The organism is Rhizobium sp. CFBP 13644 (genome assembly GCF_014842165.1).
GTDB classification, from domain to species: domain Bacteria; phylum Pseudomonadota; class Alphaproteobacteria; order Rhizobiales; family Rhizobiaceae; genus Agrobacterium; species Agrobacterium tumefaciens_C.
This window is the reverse complement of sequence record NZ_JACYVF010000007.1, coordinates 172,391-191,624: the sequence shown is the minus strand read 5'-3', so window position 1 is coordinate 191,624 and position 19,234 is coordinate 172,391. Positions and strand designations below refer to the sequence as shown.

General features: G+C 56.6%; 14 protein-coding genes. 8 read left to right on the top strand and 6 right to left on the bottom strand.

The features are described from left to right. Positions 1-72 precede the first annotated feature (72 nt). Positions 73-972, top strand: a complete 900-nt coding sequence (locus IFT53_RS17585) for a LysR family transcriptional regulator (RefSeq protein ID WP_192068207.1) — start codon at positions 73-75, stop codon at positions 970-972. A gap of 276 nt (positions 973-1,248) precedes the next feature. Here IFT53_RS17585 and IFT53_RS17580 read toward each other — a convergent pair whose 3' ends face one another. The 4 genes from IFT53_RS17580 to IFT53_RS17565 form a co-directional block, all read right to left on the bottom strand. Next, entirely contained in the window at positions 1,249-3,498 is a 2,250-nt protein-coding gene (locus IFT53_RS17580) for a methyl-accepting chemotaxis protein (RefSeq protein WP_192068215.1), read from the bottom strand. 389 nt (positions 3,499-3,887) lie between these two features. Next, positions 3,888-5,027 carry a mandelate racemase/muconate lactonizing enzyme family protein gene (locus tag IFT53_RS17575; RefSeq protein ID WP_077105514.1) on the bottom strand — a complete coding sequence of 380 codons (1,140 nt, stop codon included), beginning with the start codon at positions 5,025-5,027 and terminating at the stop codon, positions 3,888-3,890. A 13-nt stretch (positions 5,028-5,040) separates the two neighbouring features. Continuing rightward, positions 5,041-5,934: a dihydrodipicolinate synthase family protein gene (locus IFT53_RS17570; RefSeq protein WP_243258649.1), complete on the bottom strand. Its 894-nt coding sequence runs from the start codon at positions 5,932-5,934 to the stop codon at positions 5,041-5,043. A 19-nt stretch (positions 5,935-5,953) separates the two neighbouring features. Beyond that, entirely contained in the window at positions 5,954-6,673 is a 720-nt protein-coding gene (locus IFT53_RS17565) for a GntR family transcriptional regulator (protein ID WP_042615813.1), read from the bottom strand. Between the two features lie 114 nt (positions 6,674-6,787). On the opposite strand from IFT53_RS17565, the gene IFT53_RS17560 reads away from it, so the two are divergent. Genes IFT53_RS17560 through IFT53_RS17540 form a run of 5 tightly spaced genes read left to right on the top strand, consistent with a single transcriptional unit; the run spans position 6,788 to position 12,026 of the window. Then, on the top strand, positions 6,788-8,380 hold the full coding sequence (locus tag IFT53_RS17560) for an ABC transporter substrate-binding protein (RefSeq protein ID WP_192068203.1): 1,593 nt from the start codon (positions 6,788-6,790) through the stop codon (positions 8,378-8,380). A 22-nt stretch (positions 8,381-8,402) separates the two neighbouring features. Continuing rightward, the gene (locus IFT53_RS17555; RefSeq protein WP_042615811.1) at positions 8,403-9,461 is read left to right on the top strand and encodes an ABC transporter permease; all 1,059 of its coding nucleotides are present in this window, start codon (positions 8,403-8,405) and stop codon (positions 9,459-9,461) included. Positions 9,462-9,465: 4 nt separating this feature from the next. Continuing rightward, positions 9,466-10,380, top strand: coding sequence for an ABC transporter permease (locus IFT53_RS17550; RefSeq protein ID WP_192068202.1), 915 nt, complete (start codon positions 9,466-9,468; stop codon positions 10,378-10,380). Between the two features lie 31 nt (positions 10,381-10,411). Further along, positions 10,412-11,221, top strand: coding sequence for an ABC transporter ATP-binding protein (locus IFT53_RS17545; RefSeq protein WP_243258648.1), 810 nt, complete (start codon positions 10,412-10,414; stop codon positions 11,219-11,221). A 1-nt stretch (position 11,222) separates the two neighbouring features. Further along, the gene (locus IFT53_RS17540; protein ID WP_192068200.1) at positions 11,223-12,026 is read left to right on the top strand and encodes an ABC transporter ATP-binding protein; all 804 of its coding nucleotides are present in this window, start codon (positions 11,223-11,225) and stop codon (positions 12,024-12,026) included. 657 nt (positions 12,027-12,683) lie between these two features. Here the strand turns inward: IFT53_RS17540 and IFT53_RS17535 are convergent. Further along, a complete protein-coding gene (locus IFT53_RS17535) occupies positions 12,684-13,550 on the bottom strand; it encodes a LysR family transcriptional regulator (protein ID WP_192068198.1) in 867 nt (288 codons plus the stop codon). Positions 13,551-13,736: 186 nt separating this feature from the next. Between IFT53_RS17535 and IFT53_RS17530 the strand changes: the two genes are divergently transcribed. Together IFT53_RS17530 and IFT53_RS17525 are read left to right on the top strand one after the other, a co-directional pair. Beyond that, positions 13,737-14,903 carry a pyridoxal phosphate-dependent aminotransferase gene (locus IFT53_RS17530; RefSeq protein WP_192068196.1) on the top strand — a complete coding sequence of 389 codons (1,167 nt, stop codon included), beginning with the start codon at positions 13,737-13,739 and terminating at the stop codon, positions 14,901-14,903. Then, the gene (locus IFT53_RS17525; protein ID WP_192068195.1) at positions 14,900-15,829 is read left to right on the top strand and encodes an AEC family transporter; all 930 of its coding nucleotides are present in this window, start codon (positions 14,900-14,902) and stop codon (positions 15,827-15,829) included. The genes IFT53_RS17530 and IFT53_RS17525 overlap by 4 nt, the downstream gene beginning before the upstream one ends. A gap of 899 nt (positions 15,830-16,728) precedes the next feature. Here IFT53_RS17525 and IFT53_RS17520 read toward each other — a convergent pair. After that, positions 16,729-18,615 (bottom strand): HAMP domain-containing methyl-accepting chemotaxis protein, encoded by a 1,887-nt coding sequence (locus IFT53_RS17520; protein ID WP_192068193.1) that lies wholly within the window; start codon positions 18,613-18,615, stop codon positions 16,729-16,731. Between the last annotated feature and the right edge of the window lie 619 nt (positions 18,616-19,234).

Below are 19,234 nucleotides of genomic sequence, written 5' to 3'. Positions count from 1 at the left end.
TTGACCAATATCCGCCCGATCGATTTAAGTCCAAATCGAATATTGACAGATATCGATACAGGAATTGAATTGATGCTGGATATGGGACAGGTCAGATCCTTCGTTATGGTGGCATCCGAACTGAATTTCAGCCGAGCAGCGCGTCGTCTGAACATGACCCAGCCACCCCTTAGCCGTCAGATCAGACTGCTCGAAGAGGAGCTGGATGTTGCCCTTTTTGAGCGCACGAGTCGACGTGTGGCTTTGACGGCAGCGGGACATGCCTTTCTCGTAGAAGCTCAAAAACTTCTGGCCCAGGGTGACGCGGCGAAAACCGCTGCTCGCCGTGCTGCTCGAGACAGCGTAGGCTCGATCCGCATCGCCTTCGTCGGCGCAGCGACATACGGCTTCTTGCCAAACTTTATCAGTGCAGCGCGAGCACTTGCCCCCCGGATCGAACTCGAACTGGTGCAGATGGAAACAGCCGAACAGCTGCAGTCGATCAATCGTGGGGAGATAGATATGGGCCTGTCCCGCCCGCTTTCAGGCGCACACCAACTGGAAAGTCTCAGCGTTGTGCGTGAGCTCATGATGTTAGCCATACCAAGAGCGCATCCGCTTGCGGCAAGGCGCAGGCCTGGACTGGACGCCTTGAACAATATGCCGATAATTATGTTCTCACCCCAAGCGCGCTATTTGCACGATAAGGTCACCGCATTGATGGCAGAACATGGCATCATGCCTCGCATCGTCCAGAGCATCACCCATTCTCAGGCCATCCTGTCTCTGGTCAGCGCCGGTATAGGCCTCGCGATCGTGCCTGCGGCAACCCGCAACGCCTGTTTTGACAACGTCGTATTCCGCCCGCTCGACCTCAGGCAGCAATGCGTTGCAGAGCTGCATGCCATCTGGAGCGCTGAGAATAGTAATCCCGCCTTACCAGAGATTCGCGATGTTATCGCAGGCTCTGCAATCAGCGACCTCTCCGCCTGAGCCAGCGCTGGCCCGCGGCGACGCACAATTGACCCGTTACAACGCAGAGGTCGAAGCTGCCCCTCTGCGGGGAACGCGATAACAAAACAACCTAAAAGGGACGCCGTGCTGTTCTGGTGGGCGCGGAACGGCGTGTGGGAGGCACCGCCGATGTCTGCTGGCGGAAAGCCAGTCGGTCACCAAAAAGGTGTTGTCCATGCTGATGCGAATGGTGCCATTTGCAGTAAGCAAGGGGCCGGAAGGAAAGGCCCGCAGTCGCGGGCCTGTGGTCGAGAATCAAGCGGCGTGACGGTGGCTTGCGTGGGGTGGTTGGCGGCCTGCAGACATGGCGGTTCCCATTTCGAACCTATTAAGAAGCTCCGAAAGCTGGACGCTCTCTTCGGCCAGGCCGGCACCAGCAGCGTTCATTTCCTCGACCATTGCCGCGTTCTGCTGCGTGACCTGGTCCATGTGGTTGACGGAGGTGTTGATCTCCGACAGGCCCAGAGCCTGTTCCTTGGCGGCGGTGGCAATCGCCTCCATGTGTTGATGGATGGCGTTGACCAAATCTGCGATCTCCTTCAGGCCAGCGCCGGTGTCGCTGACCAAGGTGACGCCCTGGGTGACAGCGGTCTCGGAGTTGCCGATCAGACCCTTGATCTCCTTAGCGGCCTTGGCGGAGCGCTGGGCAAGCTCGCGAACTTCTTGGGCGACCACAGCGAAGCCTCTGCCGGCATCCCCGGCCCGGGCGGCCTCGACGCCGGCATTGAGCGCCAGAAGGTTGGTCTGGAACGCGATTTCGTCGATCACGCTAATGATGCTGGTGATCTGTCTGGAGGCCGCCTCGATCTTGTTCATCGCATCAATGGCATTGGACACCACCGTGCTGGACGATCCGGCGCGGGTGCTGGCATCACGGACCATTTCGCGCGCTTCGCTGGCGCGGTCCGCAGTCTGGCGGACATTGGTCGTGACTTCTTCGAGGGCAGCGGCCGTCTCTTCCAACGAGGCGGCCTGCTGTTCAGTTCGCTTGGCAAGCTGGTCAGATGCAGAGGATATCTCACCGCTGCCGCCGCGCACTCTCAGCGCGCTGTGACTAACGCTTTCTAGCGTGGAGCGCAGTTGCTGGACGGAGCTGTTGAAGTCGTGACGCAGGCTTTCGAATTGTGCGGTGAAGACTTCGTCGATCTCGCAGGCGAGGTTACCGGATGCCAACGCCTGGAGACCGCGGGCGAGACCCGAAGTTGCCTGCGTCAGGCGCTCTTCCGCTTCCCGCTCGGCGCGTTCCTGGAAGGCGATGCGCTCGATTTCGGCCGTCTTGCGCGACGCTTCGGTTTCGGCTTCCATCGCCTTATTGTGCAAGGCGGCATCCTTGAAGATCTCGACGGCCTTGGCCATCTCGCCGATTTCGTCGCTTCGGCCGGAGCCGGCAATCACCACCGACAGGTCGCCGCCCGCCAGCTTGCGCATGACGGAGGTCAATTGGCCGATTGGATTTGCGATGCGGAAGATCACCATCAGAATGCCGGCGATCGACAGGGCCAAGGTCAGAGCCATAGCGAAGCCGTAGATGACGATGGAGAGTGATGCGGTGGAAACGTTTTCTGCGGTCACCGCGGTCATCTGCTTCAGCGAAGCAACCGCGATATCGGCGAGTGACGCCTGCGCCGGAGCCGCAAGTTTGCGCCATTCGTCGACGGCCATTTCCATAGGCAGGCCGGCTGCAAACGCTTTTAGCGCCGCGGCCTTTCGCTCCGCATAAGCTCCGCCAAAATAAGTGGCTTCGGCAACCTTGTACTGCGTGGTGATATCCGCAGGAATTGCAGGGCTGGCGACGATCTGCTTGACCAGGTTCCAGGCAAACAACGTTTTACCGTCCTGCACGGCGATCTCGGTCATCTTGGCGGGGCTCAGGGCTTCCTTGGCGATAATCGCGCCGACCAGGGTCGAATTTGCCGAGCCGCCGTAGGTGCGCATCGACCATCCCAGAGACCTGAGCTGTGTGAACATCGTCAGTTGCGGATTGCGATCATTGATGACAAGTTCGACCGCGCTGGCAGCCTTTTCGAGATCCGCCAACATCTGATCGGCTTGTGTCTGAGCGTTCCTGGCTAGCGCCGGATCCCGTTGTGCGACGGCCAGTTTCAAAGCGGCGTCGATTTGCGGACGAGTGGAAAGCCACTGCGTATAGCCGTTCATGAGCGGCGCCATGGATTGGTCGAGCGTAGCCAAACCGATTTCATCCGCCAAGGTCTTGGCAGAGGCGACGGCGGGATCGACCGCCCTACGGCCCTCCTCCAGGTTTGCAAGGCTCGACTGGACATCAGCGGGTTCCAGCTTAGCCGCCGAGGAAATAGCACCGCGCTCGCCGCGAAGACCTAGAAGCACGTCGAACAGCCGCGCGTCTAGTTGCGAAAGCTTTGAGAGCTCGGTGGAACTTCGGTAGATAGCCACTTCTTGCTGCAACAATTTGCCAACAAGGCCGATAACAGACAAGCTCAAACCTGCGAAGGCGAGAATCAAGATCTGTTTGATGGAGATTCTCATTCGACGGTCCTCGAGACTTTGCAACTTGACCAAGGCGTTCCTGCCGTAGTCACGCGGGGTGAGATTTTCCCCACACTAGCCTCAAGAGACAAAGATTGAATTAATAGACGCTCATAGACAACCTCAACACGATATATGACGATACATGGAGTCATTTACCTGAACGTCAGTCGCCTTGAACGAAATCGAGCGAGAACCTCCAGACGGACCCAACCTTAAACTGGCGAATTCCTGCGGGATTTGTGGTGTCCAGGCCTGTACGTTCGGAACATCCCAAAATGGGTGACGCGCCCTTCCTCATGCAAGTTGCGAGGTTTCTAACAATCATGCGGCTCGCACCTCATGATTGTTTGATTAGTACCAGCGATGGCATATCGCACATGTCATATTCACGGATAGGCTGTAGACCCATCCGGTTTGTTGGTGATTTTGCGTTGCCAATGAATGTAGTCGTCCGTCAGCAAAGCTTTTTCGTCGATCTCGATCCCCCAGCCTGGACGGTCGGGCCGCAACTCCATGTGTCCATCGACCGGCATATATGGATCAAGCGCCCACGGCGCGTGGACATGCGGCTTGAACTCAAGGATCTGGAAATTCGGCTGTGCGGCACAGAAATGAATATTGACTGCGGTTGCCAGCGGACCCATCGGATTGTGCGGTGCGACGGTGACATAATGCGCTTCAGCAAGTGTTGCGATTCGTCGCATTTCGCAGACGCCTCCCACGACGCAGATGTCTGGTTGGATGATATCGGCACCCTGTGCCGACAGCAGCGACAGGAATTCGAAGCGGTTGTAGAGAGACTCACCTGTGGCCAGCGGCACGTTGACCTTCGACTTCAATTCTCGCCATGCCGGAATGTGCTCCGGGCGAATAGGCTCCTCGTAGAAAAGTGGGTCGTTCGGGGCGATCGCCGCGGCAAGCTGAACGGCTTTGTAAGGTTCAAAGATCTTGGCATGCGCGTCGAAGGCAAATTCGAAATGCGAGGGGGTGATCTCGCGGATCCTGCCAAACCAGTCGCCGGTCTCCTTGACCAATTCGCCCCACCTGCCCGTATGCAGATCACGGCGATACGGGCTGAGTTTGAACGCCGTGTAACCGTAGTCTTCATTGAGCTTCAGCGTCTGATCGAGCGCGTGTTCTGCATCCGGCGCAGTATAGACGCCACAGTAGACGCGTACGCGGTCACGGACGCTGCCACCCAACAACATGTATACCGGCAGACCCGCAGCCTTGCCAGCGATGTCCCACAACGCATGGTCGATCGCGGAAATCGCGGCAAGGCCCAGAGCTCCGGGAGGAAACCGGCATTGTTGATTGAGCTTGAGGACGAGATATTCGACCCGGCGCGGATCTTCGCCTTCGATCTGGTGAAACAGGTAGTCGAGAAGCGGCGGCAGCGACCAGTCAGGGCCGTGATTGTAACATTCGCCCCAGCCGCTGATGCCCTCGCTCGTCTCGATCTTGAGAAGCAGTCGCGGCCGCTCGTCCACGCGCTGCATGTAGGTCTTGATGCCAGTGATATGCACTAAAAATTCTCCCTCAAGCACCGTTTGCGTCGGAGCGAACGCGGTCCACGACTTCGCGCAGGATCTCACGCTCAGCGACGTTCAGTTCGACCACGCCTGGTACGCGCACAGGGCCGACGTCTGTCCCGAGCATGCCGAGCGCCTCCTTGACGACGGTGACGTTGGCACCATTATTGTATTTCGTGCGCAACGCTTCGAACTGAGCAATTCCATCGATTAGGCCGCGCGCCGCCGCATAATCTCCTGACTCGAGAGCCGTATGGATAGCGTGCGAACGCTCGGGAAAAACGTTGACGAGACCCGAGGTGAACCCGCGTGCGCCCATCGCGTAAAATGCCGGTGCCCAACCTTCCGCAAGTCCGCAAACCCAGATCGCCGGTGCGTCATGGGTCGCGCGGATGACTTCGGCCAGTAGCATGAGATTGGGCGAGGCGAATTTGATACCGGCAATATTGGGGTGTAGCGCTAGTTTGCGGAAATCGTCTACGGAGAAGCCGTCGCTGCGCACATAGGCGATGACTGGAACCGTGCAAGATTCCGCCAGCTCGAGGAAATAGGCAGCCTGATAAGCTGGTCCGGCAAAGGGATCCATGGGATGATGCCCCATGATCGCATCGGCACCTGCGGCAATGGCGTCGCGTGCCAGCGCCTTTGCATCGGTCAGCGAACGACCGACGGCCGCACTGACAAGAGCCTTGCCGTCAGCAGCCCTGATCGTCGTCTGGTGCACGAGGCGGATCTCGTCCATCGTGAGCGTAAAAAACTCACCGGTATTGCCGGCCGCCATAAGGTTGTGGACCTTGGCCGCGGCAAGCCCCTTGATAAGCTTCTCAAGCTTCTGCACATCAACCGAGCCGTCGCTCGCGTATGGTGTCACGGGAACGCCTGAGATCCCGGAAAGAGCCATTCTTACGGCCTGTAGTTTGTCAGTCACGCTCACTCTCCTTCTGCTTTCCAAATACGATGGACTGGTAGGTTTCGCCCGAACGTACGACATGGTCGCGCATTAAGCGCTCCGCCCTGTCCGCATCCCCGGCGACGATTGCGTCGGTGATGGCGACATGCTCCTCGAGCGCCTTCTGGCGCTCCGACGGATCGAGGTGAATGACGCGACGGATGCTCGCATCATAAAATTGCTGACGTTCGATCAGCTTTGATAGATAGCTGCACCGCGAACTCCTATGGATAAGATCGTGGAAGGTCTCGTTGAGCGCGATCAGACCGTCGGCGTCGCCCGATGTCGTTGCCTCTCGCATCAGATTGGCGGTCGCCACGAGTTCGATCCCCCCCTTCTTGTCGATCCGCTTTGCAGCCAGATGGGCAATCATCGATTCCAGCGCAGCGCGCGCGAGGATCATTTCCTCTGCCCAACTGCTTGCAAACCGAATAATCACGCCGCGCCGCGGCAGGGCTTCAACCAACCCTTCGGTCTCCAACTGCCGAAGGGCTTCCTTGATGGGCGTCGTACTGACTCCAAACTGTTCAGCAAGGCTTCGCTCGTTGACTTTTTCGCCAGTTGCAAAACGCCCGGAAATTATGGCTGCACGCATCATCCGATGGACGTGATCCCGCACGGTCACATTGAAGCTGGCGTCGATCTTTTCAAATCCCGCGCCACCGGCGGGTGTGTCCGAGCGATTAATCATTTTCCAAAATCCGTTGACGTGCCGAAGTTAATATGAGATCTGGTATATCAGATTTGACGACCTTGTCGATAACAAATTTCGAAAAACGGGGTTGAGGAGCCTTGGGAGAAAACCATGTTGAAACGTAATTTTGTTGCGATCGTAAGCTCTGCGCTGATCGCATCCAGCGGTATGCCCGCATTTGCCAAAACCCCACCGGATCAACTTGTCATCGCTATCATGATGACGACGATGCGCGGTCTTGATCCGCATGAAATCAACCAGCTCGAGGCTGCCGAGGTCGTCGCCAATCTCTACGATCGGCTTATCGAGCTGCCGGTCGATAACATTACAGTACCAAAGCCGTCGCTCGCCGAGAGCTGGACGGTGTCTGAAGATGGGAAGACATTCACCTTCAAGATCCGGCAGGGAGTGCGGTTCCACTCCGGCAATCCGCTGACCGCGAAAGATGTTGAGTGGTCTCTGCACCGGCTAGTGAAACTGGGGCTCGCACCGTCGACCGACCTTCGCCAATGGGGGTTTTCGGCAAAAAACGTCGACGCTCTGATCCGTGCGACGGATGGCCAAACGCTCGTGCTGCAGACACCGGAGGTCTGGAACCCCAACCTCATTCTCTATTCTCTGGCCAGTTTCTCAACCTCGATCGTCGATAGCGCCTTTCTGGCAAGCAGGGAAAAAAACGGTGACTGGGCGCGCAACTACCTCCAGACCCAGGACGCGGGCTCAGGCCCGTATTCCCTGACCACTTGGCGCTCCAATCAGCTTCTGATCGCCGATGCATTTAAGGACTACTGGAAAGGCATGCCTGCCATGCGGCGGGTGTTCATGAGCCATATCCCTGAATCCTCAGCCCAGCGGCTTCAGATCGATGCGGGTGACGTCGACGTCGCGACAAGATTGTCCTCGACAGACCTTTCAGGGCTTGAGGCCGATGGCAAGGTGTCGGTCCAGAAGGTACCCGGATTCGGCTTTTACTATCTGGCTTTGAACCAGAAGGACGAGATCCTTTCCAACCCGAAGGTCCGCGAGGCTTTTCGCTATCTCATCGATTATGACGGCCTCAGCAGCACCGTCATGAAATACTACGGTACCAAGCAGCAATCGATCATCCCGGCCGGCCTGCCCGGCGCAAGGAGTGACAATCCTTACAAACTGGACATCGACAAGGCAAAACAACTACTCACCGAAGCGGGCTATCCCAACGGCTTTTCAAAAGTCTATTTCGCCCAACCCGGAACGCCGGAATCCGAAGTCGGAATATCGCTTCAGAACAATGCCGCCAAGGCTGGGATCAAACTCGATCTGCAGATCGGTGACCAGATCGGAAAATTCAGGTCACGCCAATTCGAGTTGTTTTCATCACGCACTGGCGATCGTCTTCCCGACCCGCATGCGGTTCTTCAATCTTATGCCACGAATGCCGACAATTCAGATGCGGCGAAACTCGCAGGGCTCGTCGCGTGGCGCACCGCCTGGGACGTCCCAAAAGACATACAGGACATGGTAATTGCGGCTGCCCACGAGATCGATCCGGAAAAGCGCAAAGAATTGTATGTACGGATTAACGACGCCTATCTGCGCGCCTCACCAGCTCTTGTCACGTCATTCCAACGTACCGATCCCAAAGCCGTCCGCATGGAAGTGAAAGGTTACGTCGGACATCCGACATGGCTGACACGCTGGGACACCGTTTCCAAGAGCGAATGATCTGCGAACCAAGGACAGTGCAATGAGTATTTCACAGACCACATCTACTCCAGTTCCGAGCCATTCGCTTTTCAAGGCAGCACGCAAAGTCGCCACTTCGGCGATCGTGATCTTGACGACATTGCTCGGTCTGCTCGTCATTACCTTCGTCGTCGGACGCATGGTGCCTGCCGATCCCGTGATCGCTGCCATTGGCGATCAAGCGGACCAGGCGACATATGACCGCGTCTACAAGGAAATGGGCCTTGACCGACCGATATACGTGCAGTTCGCGAACTATCTCGGCAATGCCGTACAGCTCGATTTTGGTCAGTCGAATATCACCAAGCAGCCCGTGGTTAACGATCTTGCCCGAGTGTTTCCCGCCACGCTAGAACTGGCGACACTTGCGACATTGATCGGCGCGGGTCTTGGTGTTCCGCTCGGCGTGATCGCTGCGGTCCGCAAGGGAACATGGGTCGACCATGTTGCCCGCGTCGTGGGACTGCTCGGATATTCGACGCCCATCTTCTGGCTCGGCACGATTGTCATCCTGCTGTTTTATGCGCAACTTGGCGTTATCCCGCCCGGTGGCCGGATCTATGTTTATAACGAGGGTATTGTCGAGGCGCGGACGAATTCCGTACTGATCGACAGCCTGTTGGGGGGGCATTGGGATGTGTTCTGGAGCGCGCTGCACCACCTCATCGCACCGGCCCTGATCCTTGGTTACGCGGCGATGGCCTATCTCAGCCGCATGACACGCAGCTTCATGCTGGAACAGCTTCACCAGGAATATATCCTCACGGCCCGCGCCAAGGGTCTTGGCAAACGACCGATTATCTGGCGGCACGCCTTCCGCAACATCCGTGTGCAGCTTCTGACCGTCGTCGCACTCGCCTATTGCGGCTTGCTCGACGGAACCGTGCTGATCGAGACCGTGTTCGCATGGCCGGGGCTCGGACAATACCTGACCTCCGCCCTGTTTTTTGCTGACATGAATGCTGTCCTCGGAAGCGTGTTCTTGATCGGGCTGATTTCGATCGCCATCAACTTCCTATCAGACATCGCCTATCGCTTTATTGATCCAAGGACCCGGTGAGACCATGACAAAATCAGGAACGTTCTCAAATCTCCACACCTGGCTGATCAATGAGGAATTCAGCTCCTCGCGCCAGGCCCGCCTACACAACATCTATATCGCCTGGCTTAGCTTGGTTGCCAATCCGCTTGCTCTGGCAGGGTTCGTCGTTATCATCTTCCTAATCATCATGGCATCGCTGGCACCTTTCATGCCGCTTCAGGATCCGATCGCTCAGGACTTCATGAAGGCACTGCAGGCTCCGTCTGCGGCGCACTGGTTCGGCACCGACGAATTTGGGCGCGACGTTTTCGCTCGGCTCGTCTATGGCGGTCGTACCACACTTTACATCGCCATTCTCGTGACTGTCATCGTGGGGCCCATCGGCTTCGTGATCGGTGCCACCGCCGGCTATCTCGGTGGCTGGGCGGATGTCGTCCTGATGCGTATCACCGACATCTTCCTCTCCTTCCCAAGTCTCGTTCTCGCACTTGCATTCTCTGCAGCGCTCGGTCCTGGCATTGAGAATGCGGTGATCGCCATCGCTTTGACGGTGTGGCCGCCGATTGCCCGCCTTGCCCGCGCAGAGACCTTGACTTTTCGCCATGCGGACTTCGTTGTTGCGGCAGAATTGCAGGGTGCTGGCATGGGCCGCATCCTACTACGTCACATCGTGCCACTCTGTGCGCCGTCAGTCATCGTGCGCCTGACGCTCAACATGTCGAGCATCATCCTGACAGCCGCCGGCCTTGGCTTCCTTGGCCTCGGCGCGCAGCCACCCCTTCCAGAATGGGGCTCAATGGCCGCCTCCGGGCGCCAGTATCTGCTCGATGCCTGGTGGCTGACGACAGTACCGGGGATTGCCATTCTGGTCGTTAGCCTTGCCTTCAATCTGCTCGGCGACGGGCTGCGTGACATCATGGATCCCCGCAATGCATAAATCGACAGACACTATCCTGACCGTCGAGAAGATGTCGGTCGAATTTCCATCGCTTTCAGGTGCCGTCAGGGCTGTCCAGGAAGTCTCGTTCACGGTCGGTCGCGAGAAGATCGGCATTATCGGCGAATCCGGATCGGGCAAGAGCACGACAGGCCGCGCCATTATGCGACTGCAACCACCGAATGCCTCAGTCAGGGCGGATCGCCTCCAGTTTGAGGACATCGACTTACTTCGCGCCACCGAAGGCGAGATGCTGTCGATCCGCGGTCGCCGCATCGCGATGATCCTTCAGGATCCGAAATATTCGCTCAATCCGGTCATGAGCATCGGCGAGCAGATATCCGAAACAGTAATACTGCACGAACGAGCCTCGAAAAAGGAAGCCCGCGAACGTACACTTTCCATGCTGGAACGTGTTCAGATCCGTGATCCGCAGCGTGTCTTTGATCTCTATCCGCATGAAGTCTCTGGCGGCATGGGACAGCGCATCATGATCTCCATGATGCTGATCGCCTCCCCTTCCCTGATCATTGCCGACGAACCGACCTCAGCCCTTGACGTCACGGTTCGCCAGCAGGTGCTGTCGATCCTGGATGATCTCGTAACGGAGAGAAACATAGGTCTGATTTTCATCTCGCATGACCTCAATCTTGTCCGAAGTTTCTGCGATAGAGTGATCATCATGTATGCGGGCCGTATCGTGGAAACGATCGCCGCCGCCGATTTGGACCAGGCCAAACACCCTTACACCCGTGGCCTTCTCAACGCATTGCCGAGCCTCGACCATCCACGTGACAGGCTGGAAGTGCTGCGTCGCGATCCCGCCTGGCTGGAGAACTGATATGCCCATGATCAAAATTGACCAACTCGCCGTATCATATGGTAGCGGCGACACCCTCATCAAAGTGGTGAAGGACGTTTCTTTCGAGGTCGCAAAAGGCGAGACTTTCGGACTGGTTGGCGAGAGCGGCTGCGGAAAATCCACCGTGCTCGGTGCGATCGCGGGTCGCAACAAACAGTGGACGGGTATCATAGAGATCGATGGAGAGACGATCACCCAAAAGCGAACCCACGGACAGCTTGCCAAGCAGCAACTGGTTTTCCAGGATCCGTTCGGCTCGATTCACCCGCGACACACGATTGGTCGCACCTTGCTCGAGCCACTGGAAATCCACGGCAAGGACCGACGTCAAGACCGCATCGAAAAGGTCCTGACAGATGTCGGCCTACCGCTCAATTTCCGCTACCGATATCCGCACCAGTTGTCGGGAGGACAACGTCAACGCGTCGCGATTGCCCGCGCATTGATCCTCGAACCGAGTATCCTGCTTCTCGACGAGCCGACGTCCGCGCTCGACGTCTCGATACAGGCGGAGATTCTCAACTTGCTTAAGGATCTGAGGGAACGCGGAAACCTGACCTATATCCTCGTCAGCCACGACCTCGCGGTCGTTGCCCATCTGTGCGACCGGGTTGCAGTGATGCAAAGTGGCGGCTTCGTCGAGATTGCGACAAGGCAGCAGTTGCTCGAAAATACGGTGCAGCATCCTTACACCCGCACGCTGATGGATGGCAGTCGCGGCTATGTAGCTCGATCCAGACAGCGAGAGGCGACTGCCGGGTTCACCGCAGCTCCGCGGACATGAATGGCGCTACCGTCTGATCGTCGTCCGAAATTCGGCGTGGCGCAAACTGTGCAAGCATGGAAAGGCTGATCTGGAAGAGATGAATTGGGTTCAAACAAGCGCTACCTGCGCCAGTGTTTGTCAGAGGTCATTTCCTCTTGCCCCTTCTCGGGGTGGAAACAGCCTTGCGGTGTGACTGCTGACGCATCAATAGCTGACTATGGGCAACACAAGGAGCTTCGCCACCGTTAACCTTTGCGGCCAATCGTAGGGCCTTGCTCGGTCCCCAGCCCAATGGCGTCGTCGGCACAGTGCCTGCTACGGTCTGTCTTTGTCCCTGGCTTTCTGCTTCTGATCGAACTCCCGCCGTTCTGGGAACGCTTCCGCTCGACCATAACGCAAAGTGCGAACGCTGCAGTCGTCGGCATCCTCGCGAGCGTTCTATTCTACCGATTTTTCAGCGCAGTCGGCAAAATGCGTGATTTCACGCTGGCGCTCCTGTGCTTTGTGCTCTGTTGGCGTGAAAGCTCCCGCCGTGGGTCTCCGTCGTTGTGGCAGTGATTGGCGGCGTGGGACTGCCCTAATTGATTTGGCGCCCGTTCGCCAACGCCTCCCGCTCGGGAGAATGGGAATACGCTGGATGCACGAGCAAGGCTCGTGCCCTGTCTCCGACCAGGGTTATCGGCGTACCCCAATGATTGCTTGCGCCAGCGCCATTGACAACCGTCCACGGTGCCCTTTTCGCTCCAGCAAAACCACACGCCGTACCATCTGCGGATCACCGAAGGGAACACATGTTAAAGCCAGAGTTTTCTGCACCCCGCTGGACAGCGGTACAACGGCGACGCCCAGCCCCTTATCGACCATCCGCAAGATGACATCCTGACTATCCAGCACCATGTCCTCGCGCAATTCCATTTTCATCCGGCGCAATTCCTGATCGATTAGCCGCCCTGCCCACGCCCTGCTGTCGAAGCGGATGAAAGGCAAATCCGACAGTAACTCCCGAACACTGCGCTGCGCATATTGCGGAGGGGCTATCAACCAGAAACGATCCTCGTAAAGGGGTGTCCAGACCAGATCGGAAGGATAGGGGCGCACAGGTTCGGTGGTCACCGCCGCATCCAGATCGCCGGCTACGACTTGCAATGCAAGTTCTGCCGACATCCCTGCAGCGACATGAATTCGAACCCGAGGATGAGCCGTATTGAGAGCGACCAATGCATCTGGAAGAGCTCCTGCGAGCGCGGTCTGTATGGCCCCGACTTTCAGACGTCCAGCGAGGGACTGCTCATCACTCAATGCTCCGGAAATCGTGTCGTAGAGTGCCAGGACCTCTTTCGATCGCTCAAGAACGATCCGCCCTGCGTCCGTGAGAACCGGCAGGCGACGAGAACGGTCGAAAAGCTGGACACCGAACTCATCCTCCAGCGTCTTCATCTGCAGGCTGACCGCTGGCTGCGTCAGTCCGACGGCTTCGCCAGCGCCAGCGAAGGAACCGTGCCGCGCGACGGCGTGTAAAGTGCGAAGCGCACGAAGTGACAAGGCGGAATCCTCTCATAAAACACGCTCGGAATATTTGGGACGTCGCTACTCTGGCCAGGAAGGTTTTAGCGTAGCAGAGCCCGACCAATAAAAAAACATTATCGAACACAAAAGGATTACCAATTTTTCCTTCTACATCAAAACTGGTAGATCTCGTCTAAAGCCTTTTCAGGAGAGATCGTCCACATGTCCCCTAAATCTTCAAGCGATACCAAAGCCATCAGAGTCTCGCCTATTCTGGCGATGGCTCGTCGCGCCGCTGAGTTGCGTGCCGATGGAAAAGACATCGTTGACCTTACACTCGGCGAGCCGGATTTCGCTCCCCCGTCGCATGTCGCGGATGCGGCGATAGAAGCTGCTCGCCGTCCCCTCGGCTACACACCGTCCAACGGCATCCCGGCGCTGCGGAACGCGGTCCGCCGAGCCATAGCGAGAGATCGTGGTCTTGACTATTCCGACAGCGAAATCGCAGTTGGATGCGGTGCAAAGCAGGTCATATTCAATGCGTTTCTGGCGACGATAAAGAGCGGCGACGAGGTCATCATCCCTACCCCTTATTGGGCAAGCTATCCCGACATGGTTAGCTTTAGTGGCGGAACGCCTGTGACCGTCCAGTGCCCCGCCGACCAGGGCTTTCTTCTTTCGCCCTCTGCACTCTCCGCGGCAATAACTGCTAACACGCGTTGGGTCGTCATCAATGCGCCCGGCAATCCATCCGGTGCGCTTTACAGCCGCACCGAGATGGAGGCGATAGCTGAAGTTCTTCGAAAACATCCGCGCGTGCTCGTCATGTCCGACGAGATCTACGCCCACATCAGATACACCGACACCACCTACGTCAGCATTGCCTCGGTCGCGCCTGACCTGCGAGAACGCATTCTGCTCATTGACGGGGTGTCCAAAGCGTACGCGATGACGGGCTGGCGCGTAGGATGGGGCCTCGGCTCGAAGGATCTGATAGCAAGGATAACGGCAATCGAGGGCCAAAACTGCACCCAGACTGCAACACTCAGCCAGATTGGCGCTGTCGCGGCACTCGATGGACCTCAGTACGTATTGAAGGAGCGTAGCGCTATATATCGCGAACGCCGGGATGCAGGCTACGCCGCGCTGTCAGCAAGCCCATTTCTCGACGTGCCGGTTCCGGATGGTGCCTTTTACCTCTTCCCGAAACTTGTCGGGCGCGACGACGACGTGGCCGTGGCGGAAGCATTGCTTCAGTCCGGGGTCGCCACCGTTCCCGGCAGTGCCTTTGGAGCGCCTGGCCACTTGCGCCTTTCGTTCGCGACCGACAAGGCAACGCTCGAGGAGGGCTGTAGACGGATCGTTGCCGCGTTGGGAGAAAGAAAGTGACCAGCGAGGTCTTTCTCTCTCTGTTGCCTGTAGTCTTGCTGATCGCATTTGGCATGTATCTGCGCAACCGTCGATTCCTTGAGGAGGGTTTCTGGCCCCAGGCAGAGAAGCTCGGCTACTATGTCCTGCTCCCCTCCCTTTTCTTTCACGGTCTGGCGACGGCCAATCTGGGGTCTCTACCCGTTGGCGATCTAGCATTGACACTTATCGTTTCGACGATTGCCGTCGCAGGCTTGGTGATCGCCGTGCGCCCTCTTCTGAAGGTGGATGGTCCGGCCTTCACCTCCGTATTTCAGGGTAGCGTGCGTTTTAACAACTACGTCGGGGTGACGCTGGCGGGTGGTCTGTTTGGAGCAGAAGGCATCGCACTTGCGGCGATCTGCAACGCGGCTATCGTTCCAACGGTCAACATCCTGTGCGTTCTCGTATTCGCAAAGCATGGGACCGCTCGGCTTAGTGGCCGCGGCATCATCAAGCAGCTGATAACGAACCCCCTTGTCCTAGCCTCCCTGGGTGGAATTGTATTTCAGCTGCTCGGTCTCGGTATTCCACCCGGTGTCGAGGCGTCGATGCGCTCATTGGGTGCCGCCTCCTTGCCGCTGGGTCTTCTATGTGTCGGAGCCGCCCTGGATTTTAAAGCGGCCCGACAGTGGATCGGCCCTGTTGCGTCGTCATCCGCCATGAAATTCCTTACGATGCCAGCCGCAACTGTCATCGTGGCGTCGGTAGTCGGACTGGAAGGCCGAGCATTAACGACAGCGCTCCTTTTCCAGGCCCTGCCCACGGCGTCCTCAGCCTACATCATGGCCCGACAACTCGGAGGCGACGCGCCTTTGATGGCTGGAATCACGGCGACACAGACGGTTCTCGCTCTGGGCGCGATACCGCTGATTCTGATAGGTCTCGCGCAGTGGGTCGTAATATAGGAGAAGAACGCACTTACCGACTGAGTGTGGGTCTTTCGTTAGATTTTGATGGCTGATCACATGGTTAATCGCCGACTAGAGCGCTGTGTCGATTTCGATCATGCCGAGGGCGCTTCCTCGAATGCACCAATCCTTAAACGTATCAGCAGCTTGGCGCTTAAGAGCTCGAGCAGTTGACGAATTCAATTTCGAGGTTAAGGTATTTTCGCTGCATCGCCTCTCGGCTGGTGAGAAGCGGGCGGACATATGGCCTTCAATGCTCTTCACCTCCACCAAACCAATCCAGCAGCTGGGCAATCTCACACGCATCATTGGGTGTCCGTTTTATTTCGCATGGCCGATGAACGGCGTTGACCTGGCGAGCCTTAACACGACGTCGAAGATAGTTCCGTCATGCAAAAGGTCAGGTGCTGCGTGAGTGTATCAGGTTCGAGCCCAAACTGATGGCTCACTTCGTCGAACTCGTCGAGGTTGCAGACGTTTGTTGAAACAATCCTTGCAAGCGTGAATTCTCCGACGTCGTTGACAACGCATCTTGCCACTGTGCGCAGTGACACACGTAAATTGAAGAGAAAAAAATTAACTCCCTTCATCTCGCCGAAATTGTACTAGGAGCTTGCCTCTTGTGGACGGCGAGATGACACATTCTTTGGGAAGGGCTTCAAGGGCCTCCATCGTCTGCAGCCGAGGTTGCGCCCCAGTTCCCCGAAGCGATTTCCACCTTTTTTTACTTTCGGCATAACAACCAGGTCGTCAGAATCCACCCGCTGCAGCACCTCAATCGCTCAGACGCCTCGGCCACAGCTAGAACAGATTGGGCCCAACGCCATACAAGCGAGCGGTGAATTATACCGTCTCGCCTGGTTCGCGTACATCTCTGCTACTGATTCAAACTTTTGTCACGCGACTCGTCGCATAATGCTCACGTCGCTGCTGATTTTAAAACGAGAGATCAATACCTTCAGATGTGCGGTTTCCTCGGCTAGCTTGGCAGTGCTGGCTGCCGCCTCTTCCACCATCGCGGCGTTCTGCTGGGTCATTTGGTCCATGTGTGTGACAGCGACATTCACCTCCGTCAGACCCACCGATTGCTCCCGGGCCGCAATTGCAATTGAAGACACCTGGCCTGCAATCCCGATTACTTTCATCTGGATATCGCTCAACGCTTGTCCAGTTGAGTTGACTAATTGCACGCCAGAGAGCACTCCCTGCGAAGACTTGGTGATCAGCGTCTTGATATCTTTGGCAGCGGTCGCAGAACGCTGGGCGAGTTCCCGGACCTCTTGCGCTACTACGGCAAAACCCTTGCCAGCCTCACCTGCGCGTGCTGCCTCGACGCCCGCATTCAGCGCGAGCAGGTTGGTCTGGAACGCGATCTCGTCGATCACATTAATAATTTGTGTGATTTCGCTCGATGCCTGCTCAATGCGACTCATGGCCGATGTGGCTTGACTAACGATGTCCGCAGATGCCTCGGCAAATTGCCTTGCTTCAGTAACCATATTGTTTGATTCCTGAGCCCGTTCAGTAGAAGTCTTCACCGCAACCGTAATCTCTTCGAGCGCCGCCGATGTTTCCTCAAGCGATGCTGCTTGGGTCTCGGTACGCCGTGATAGCTCGTCTGACGCTTGGCGGATCTCGTCAGCACCCCCGTTGATTGCGTCAGCCGACTGTCGGACCTCCTGCATTAGAGTTCGCAGAGTAAACATAGTTTCGTTCACGTTAAGCTGGAGGCTGGCGAACACACCTTGATAAAGTCCTTCCATGCTTTCGGTGAGATCTCCCCGGGCGAGCGCAGAGATAACCCGGCTTGTGTTAGCAATGCCTGCGTCAACTGATTGCACCAAGGAGTTGACGTTAGATGCAAAGCGGTCAAGATCCGGGTCATCGTACCGTTTAGTGATACGGCGGGTGAAATCGCCAGCTACGGCGGCGTCAACAACAGTTGCGATGTTCGATTGTAGGTCAGCATTCTTCATCATCAAAACTGCTTCGCTGGCCGCGAGGTCGCGGATTTTTAGCGCATTTTGCCTAAAAACATCGACGGCAGTCGCCATTGAACCAATCTCACCCCTTTGTTCGAGACCTGGGATTTCGACGTTTAGTTCCCCATTCGAAAGCTTATTCATCACATTTGCGATATTCTTCAGAGGGCTGACGATGCTATTCATAGCGATGTAAGCAAGGGCAGCACACAAGGCCACAACGCCGGCTATCGACAATGACACAATCCACAGTGAGGTCTGGCCCTTTTCATTGGCAAGCTCTGTAGTCCGAGTTGCTTGATCACTTGCCTTCTCAACAATTGTATTTGCTGCCGACGTGATTTCCTTTACCTTCGCTGAGCCCTGCTGACGAACAACCTCGACGGCAGCACCCATCTTCCCGCTCCTCACAAGTTCAATAACGTCCGTTCGGATTGGACGCCAAGATTCGATCGAGCCCCTCAACATATCAATAGCATCTCTATTCTCGGGCATACTTAGATAGAGCATTTCCAGATTCTTTACTGCATCTGCATCAAGTGCATCTACGACCGCCCTCGCTGTATCCACTCCTTGGGCATCCGATGCGAGCAATACATCCTTCATGCTCCTATTAATTCCGATCATATTGGCGCTGATTTGTTTGGCCGACGAAACGGACACCAAAGAAGTATCAAATATCGTTTTAGGAATAGAAGAAAGCTCTTGAACAACGTATATATTCAGGATGCCAGTTGCCGCAACCACTGCGAGAATTGATCCAAATGCGGCCGCAGTTCTAGCCCCGATACTATTCAGCATTTTAGCCCCCCGGCTGATTATCAAGATCAATTCTTGACACACTATATTCAAAACTATGCCGAATCTTCTAATATAGTTTTAATAAAATATTGTCTCGTGCGACAGGCTTTCTCCATCTAGGATCCTATGAGCGCAAGACACCCCGTCGCTTCACTAGTCCCTGCTACAGGCTGGCCTACTTTGGCGTCCCCAGTGGTCGAGGTAACTGCCGAACCAGCAACGACGCCAGCATCGGCAACAAGGCGGACACGCGGGAAGTTCGAAGTTCAGCCTCAGAAACGGTGCCGACAATGTCGCCTGATCCAAGCCATATTCCAGGAAAATAAAATTGAAGAAGCCCGTTCCCCCGACTGACCACAGCTGTCATAGCCACGGCTGATGAGCACGGTTTGCCAACCTTGCCGCAGTCGGCAGCACAGCAAAACAGTCGCCTAGCCCGACTCCAGAAAAATCGCTTTGCCCGCCTCAGCGGATTCGTCGACGCCATCGCGAAATTGGGGTTTCACCGATCTGTAACAGTGCAGGAAGGCACTTCCATCCGACCGGGCGAAACTGAAGAAAAAATCGACCACCCAAAAGCCGTGAGACCGCTGTGAACGGACAGTACCGCGTGACGTAG

Excerpts from the sequence above, each read along its gene's own strand:
- IFT53_RS17585 (WP_192068207.1), top strand. The coding sequence starts at position 73 with ATGCTGGATATGGGACAGGTCAGATCCTTCGTTATGGTGGCATCCGAA.
- IFT53_RS17580 (WP_192068215.1), bottom strand. The coding sequence starts at position 3,498 with ATGAGAATCTCCATCAAACAGATCTTGATTCTCGCCTTCGCAGGTTTG.
- IFT53_RS17570 (WP_243258649.1), bottom strand. The coding sequence starts at position 5,934 with ATGGCTCTTTCCGGGATCTCAGGCGTTCCCGTGACACCATACGCGAGC.
- IFT53_RS17565 (WP_042615813.1), bottom strand. The coding sequence starts at position 6,673 with ATGATTAATCGCTCGGACACACCCGCCGGTGGCGCGGGATTTGAAAAG.
- IFT53_RS17560 (WP_192068203.1), top strand. The coding sequence starts at position 6,788 with ATGTTGAAACGTAATTTTGTTGCGATCGTAAGCTCTGCGCTGATCGCA.
- IFT53_RS17555 (WP_042615811.1), top strand. The coding sequence starts at position 8,403 with ATGAGTATTTCACAGACCACATCTACTCCAGTTCCGAGCCATTCGCTT.
- IFT53_RS17550 (WP_192068202.1), top strand. The coding sequence starts at position 9,466 with ATGACAAAATCAGGAACGTTCTCAAATCTCCACACCTGGCTGATCAAT.
- IFT53_RS17545 (WP_243258648.1), top strand. The coding sequence starts at position 10,412 with ATGTCGGTCGAATTTCCATCGCTTTCAGGTGCCGTCAGGGCTGTCCAG.
- IFT53_RS17540 (WP_192068200.1), top strand. The coding sequence starts at position 11,223 with ATGCCCATGATCAAAATTGACCAACTCGCCGTATCATATGGTAGCGGC.
- IFT53_RS17530 (WP_192068196.1), top strand. The coding sequence starts at position 13,737 with ATGTCCCCTAAATCTTCAAGCGATACCAAAGCCATCAGAGTCTCGCCT.
- IFT53_RS17520 (WP_192068193.1), bottom strand. The coding sequence starts at position 18,615 with ATGCTGAATAGTATCGGGGCTAGAACTGCGGCCGCATTTGGATCAATT.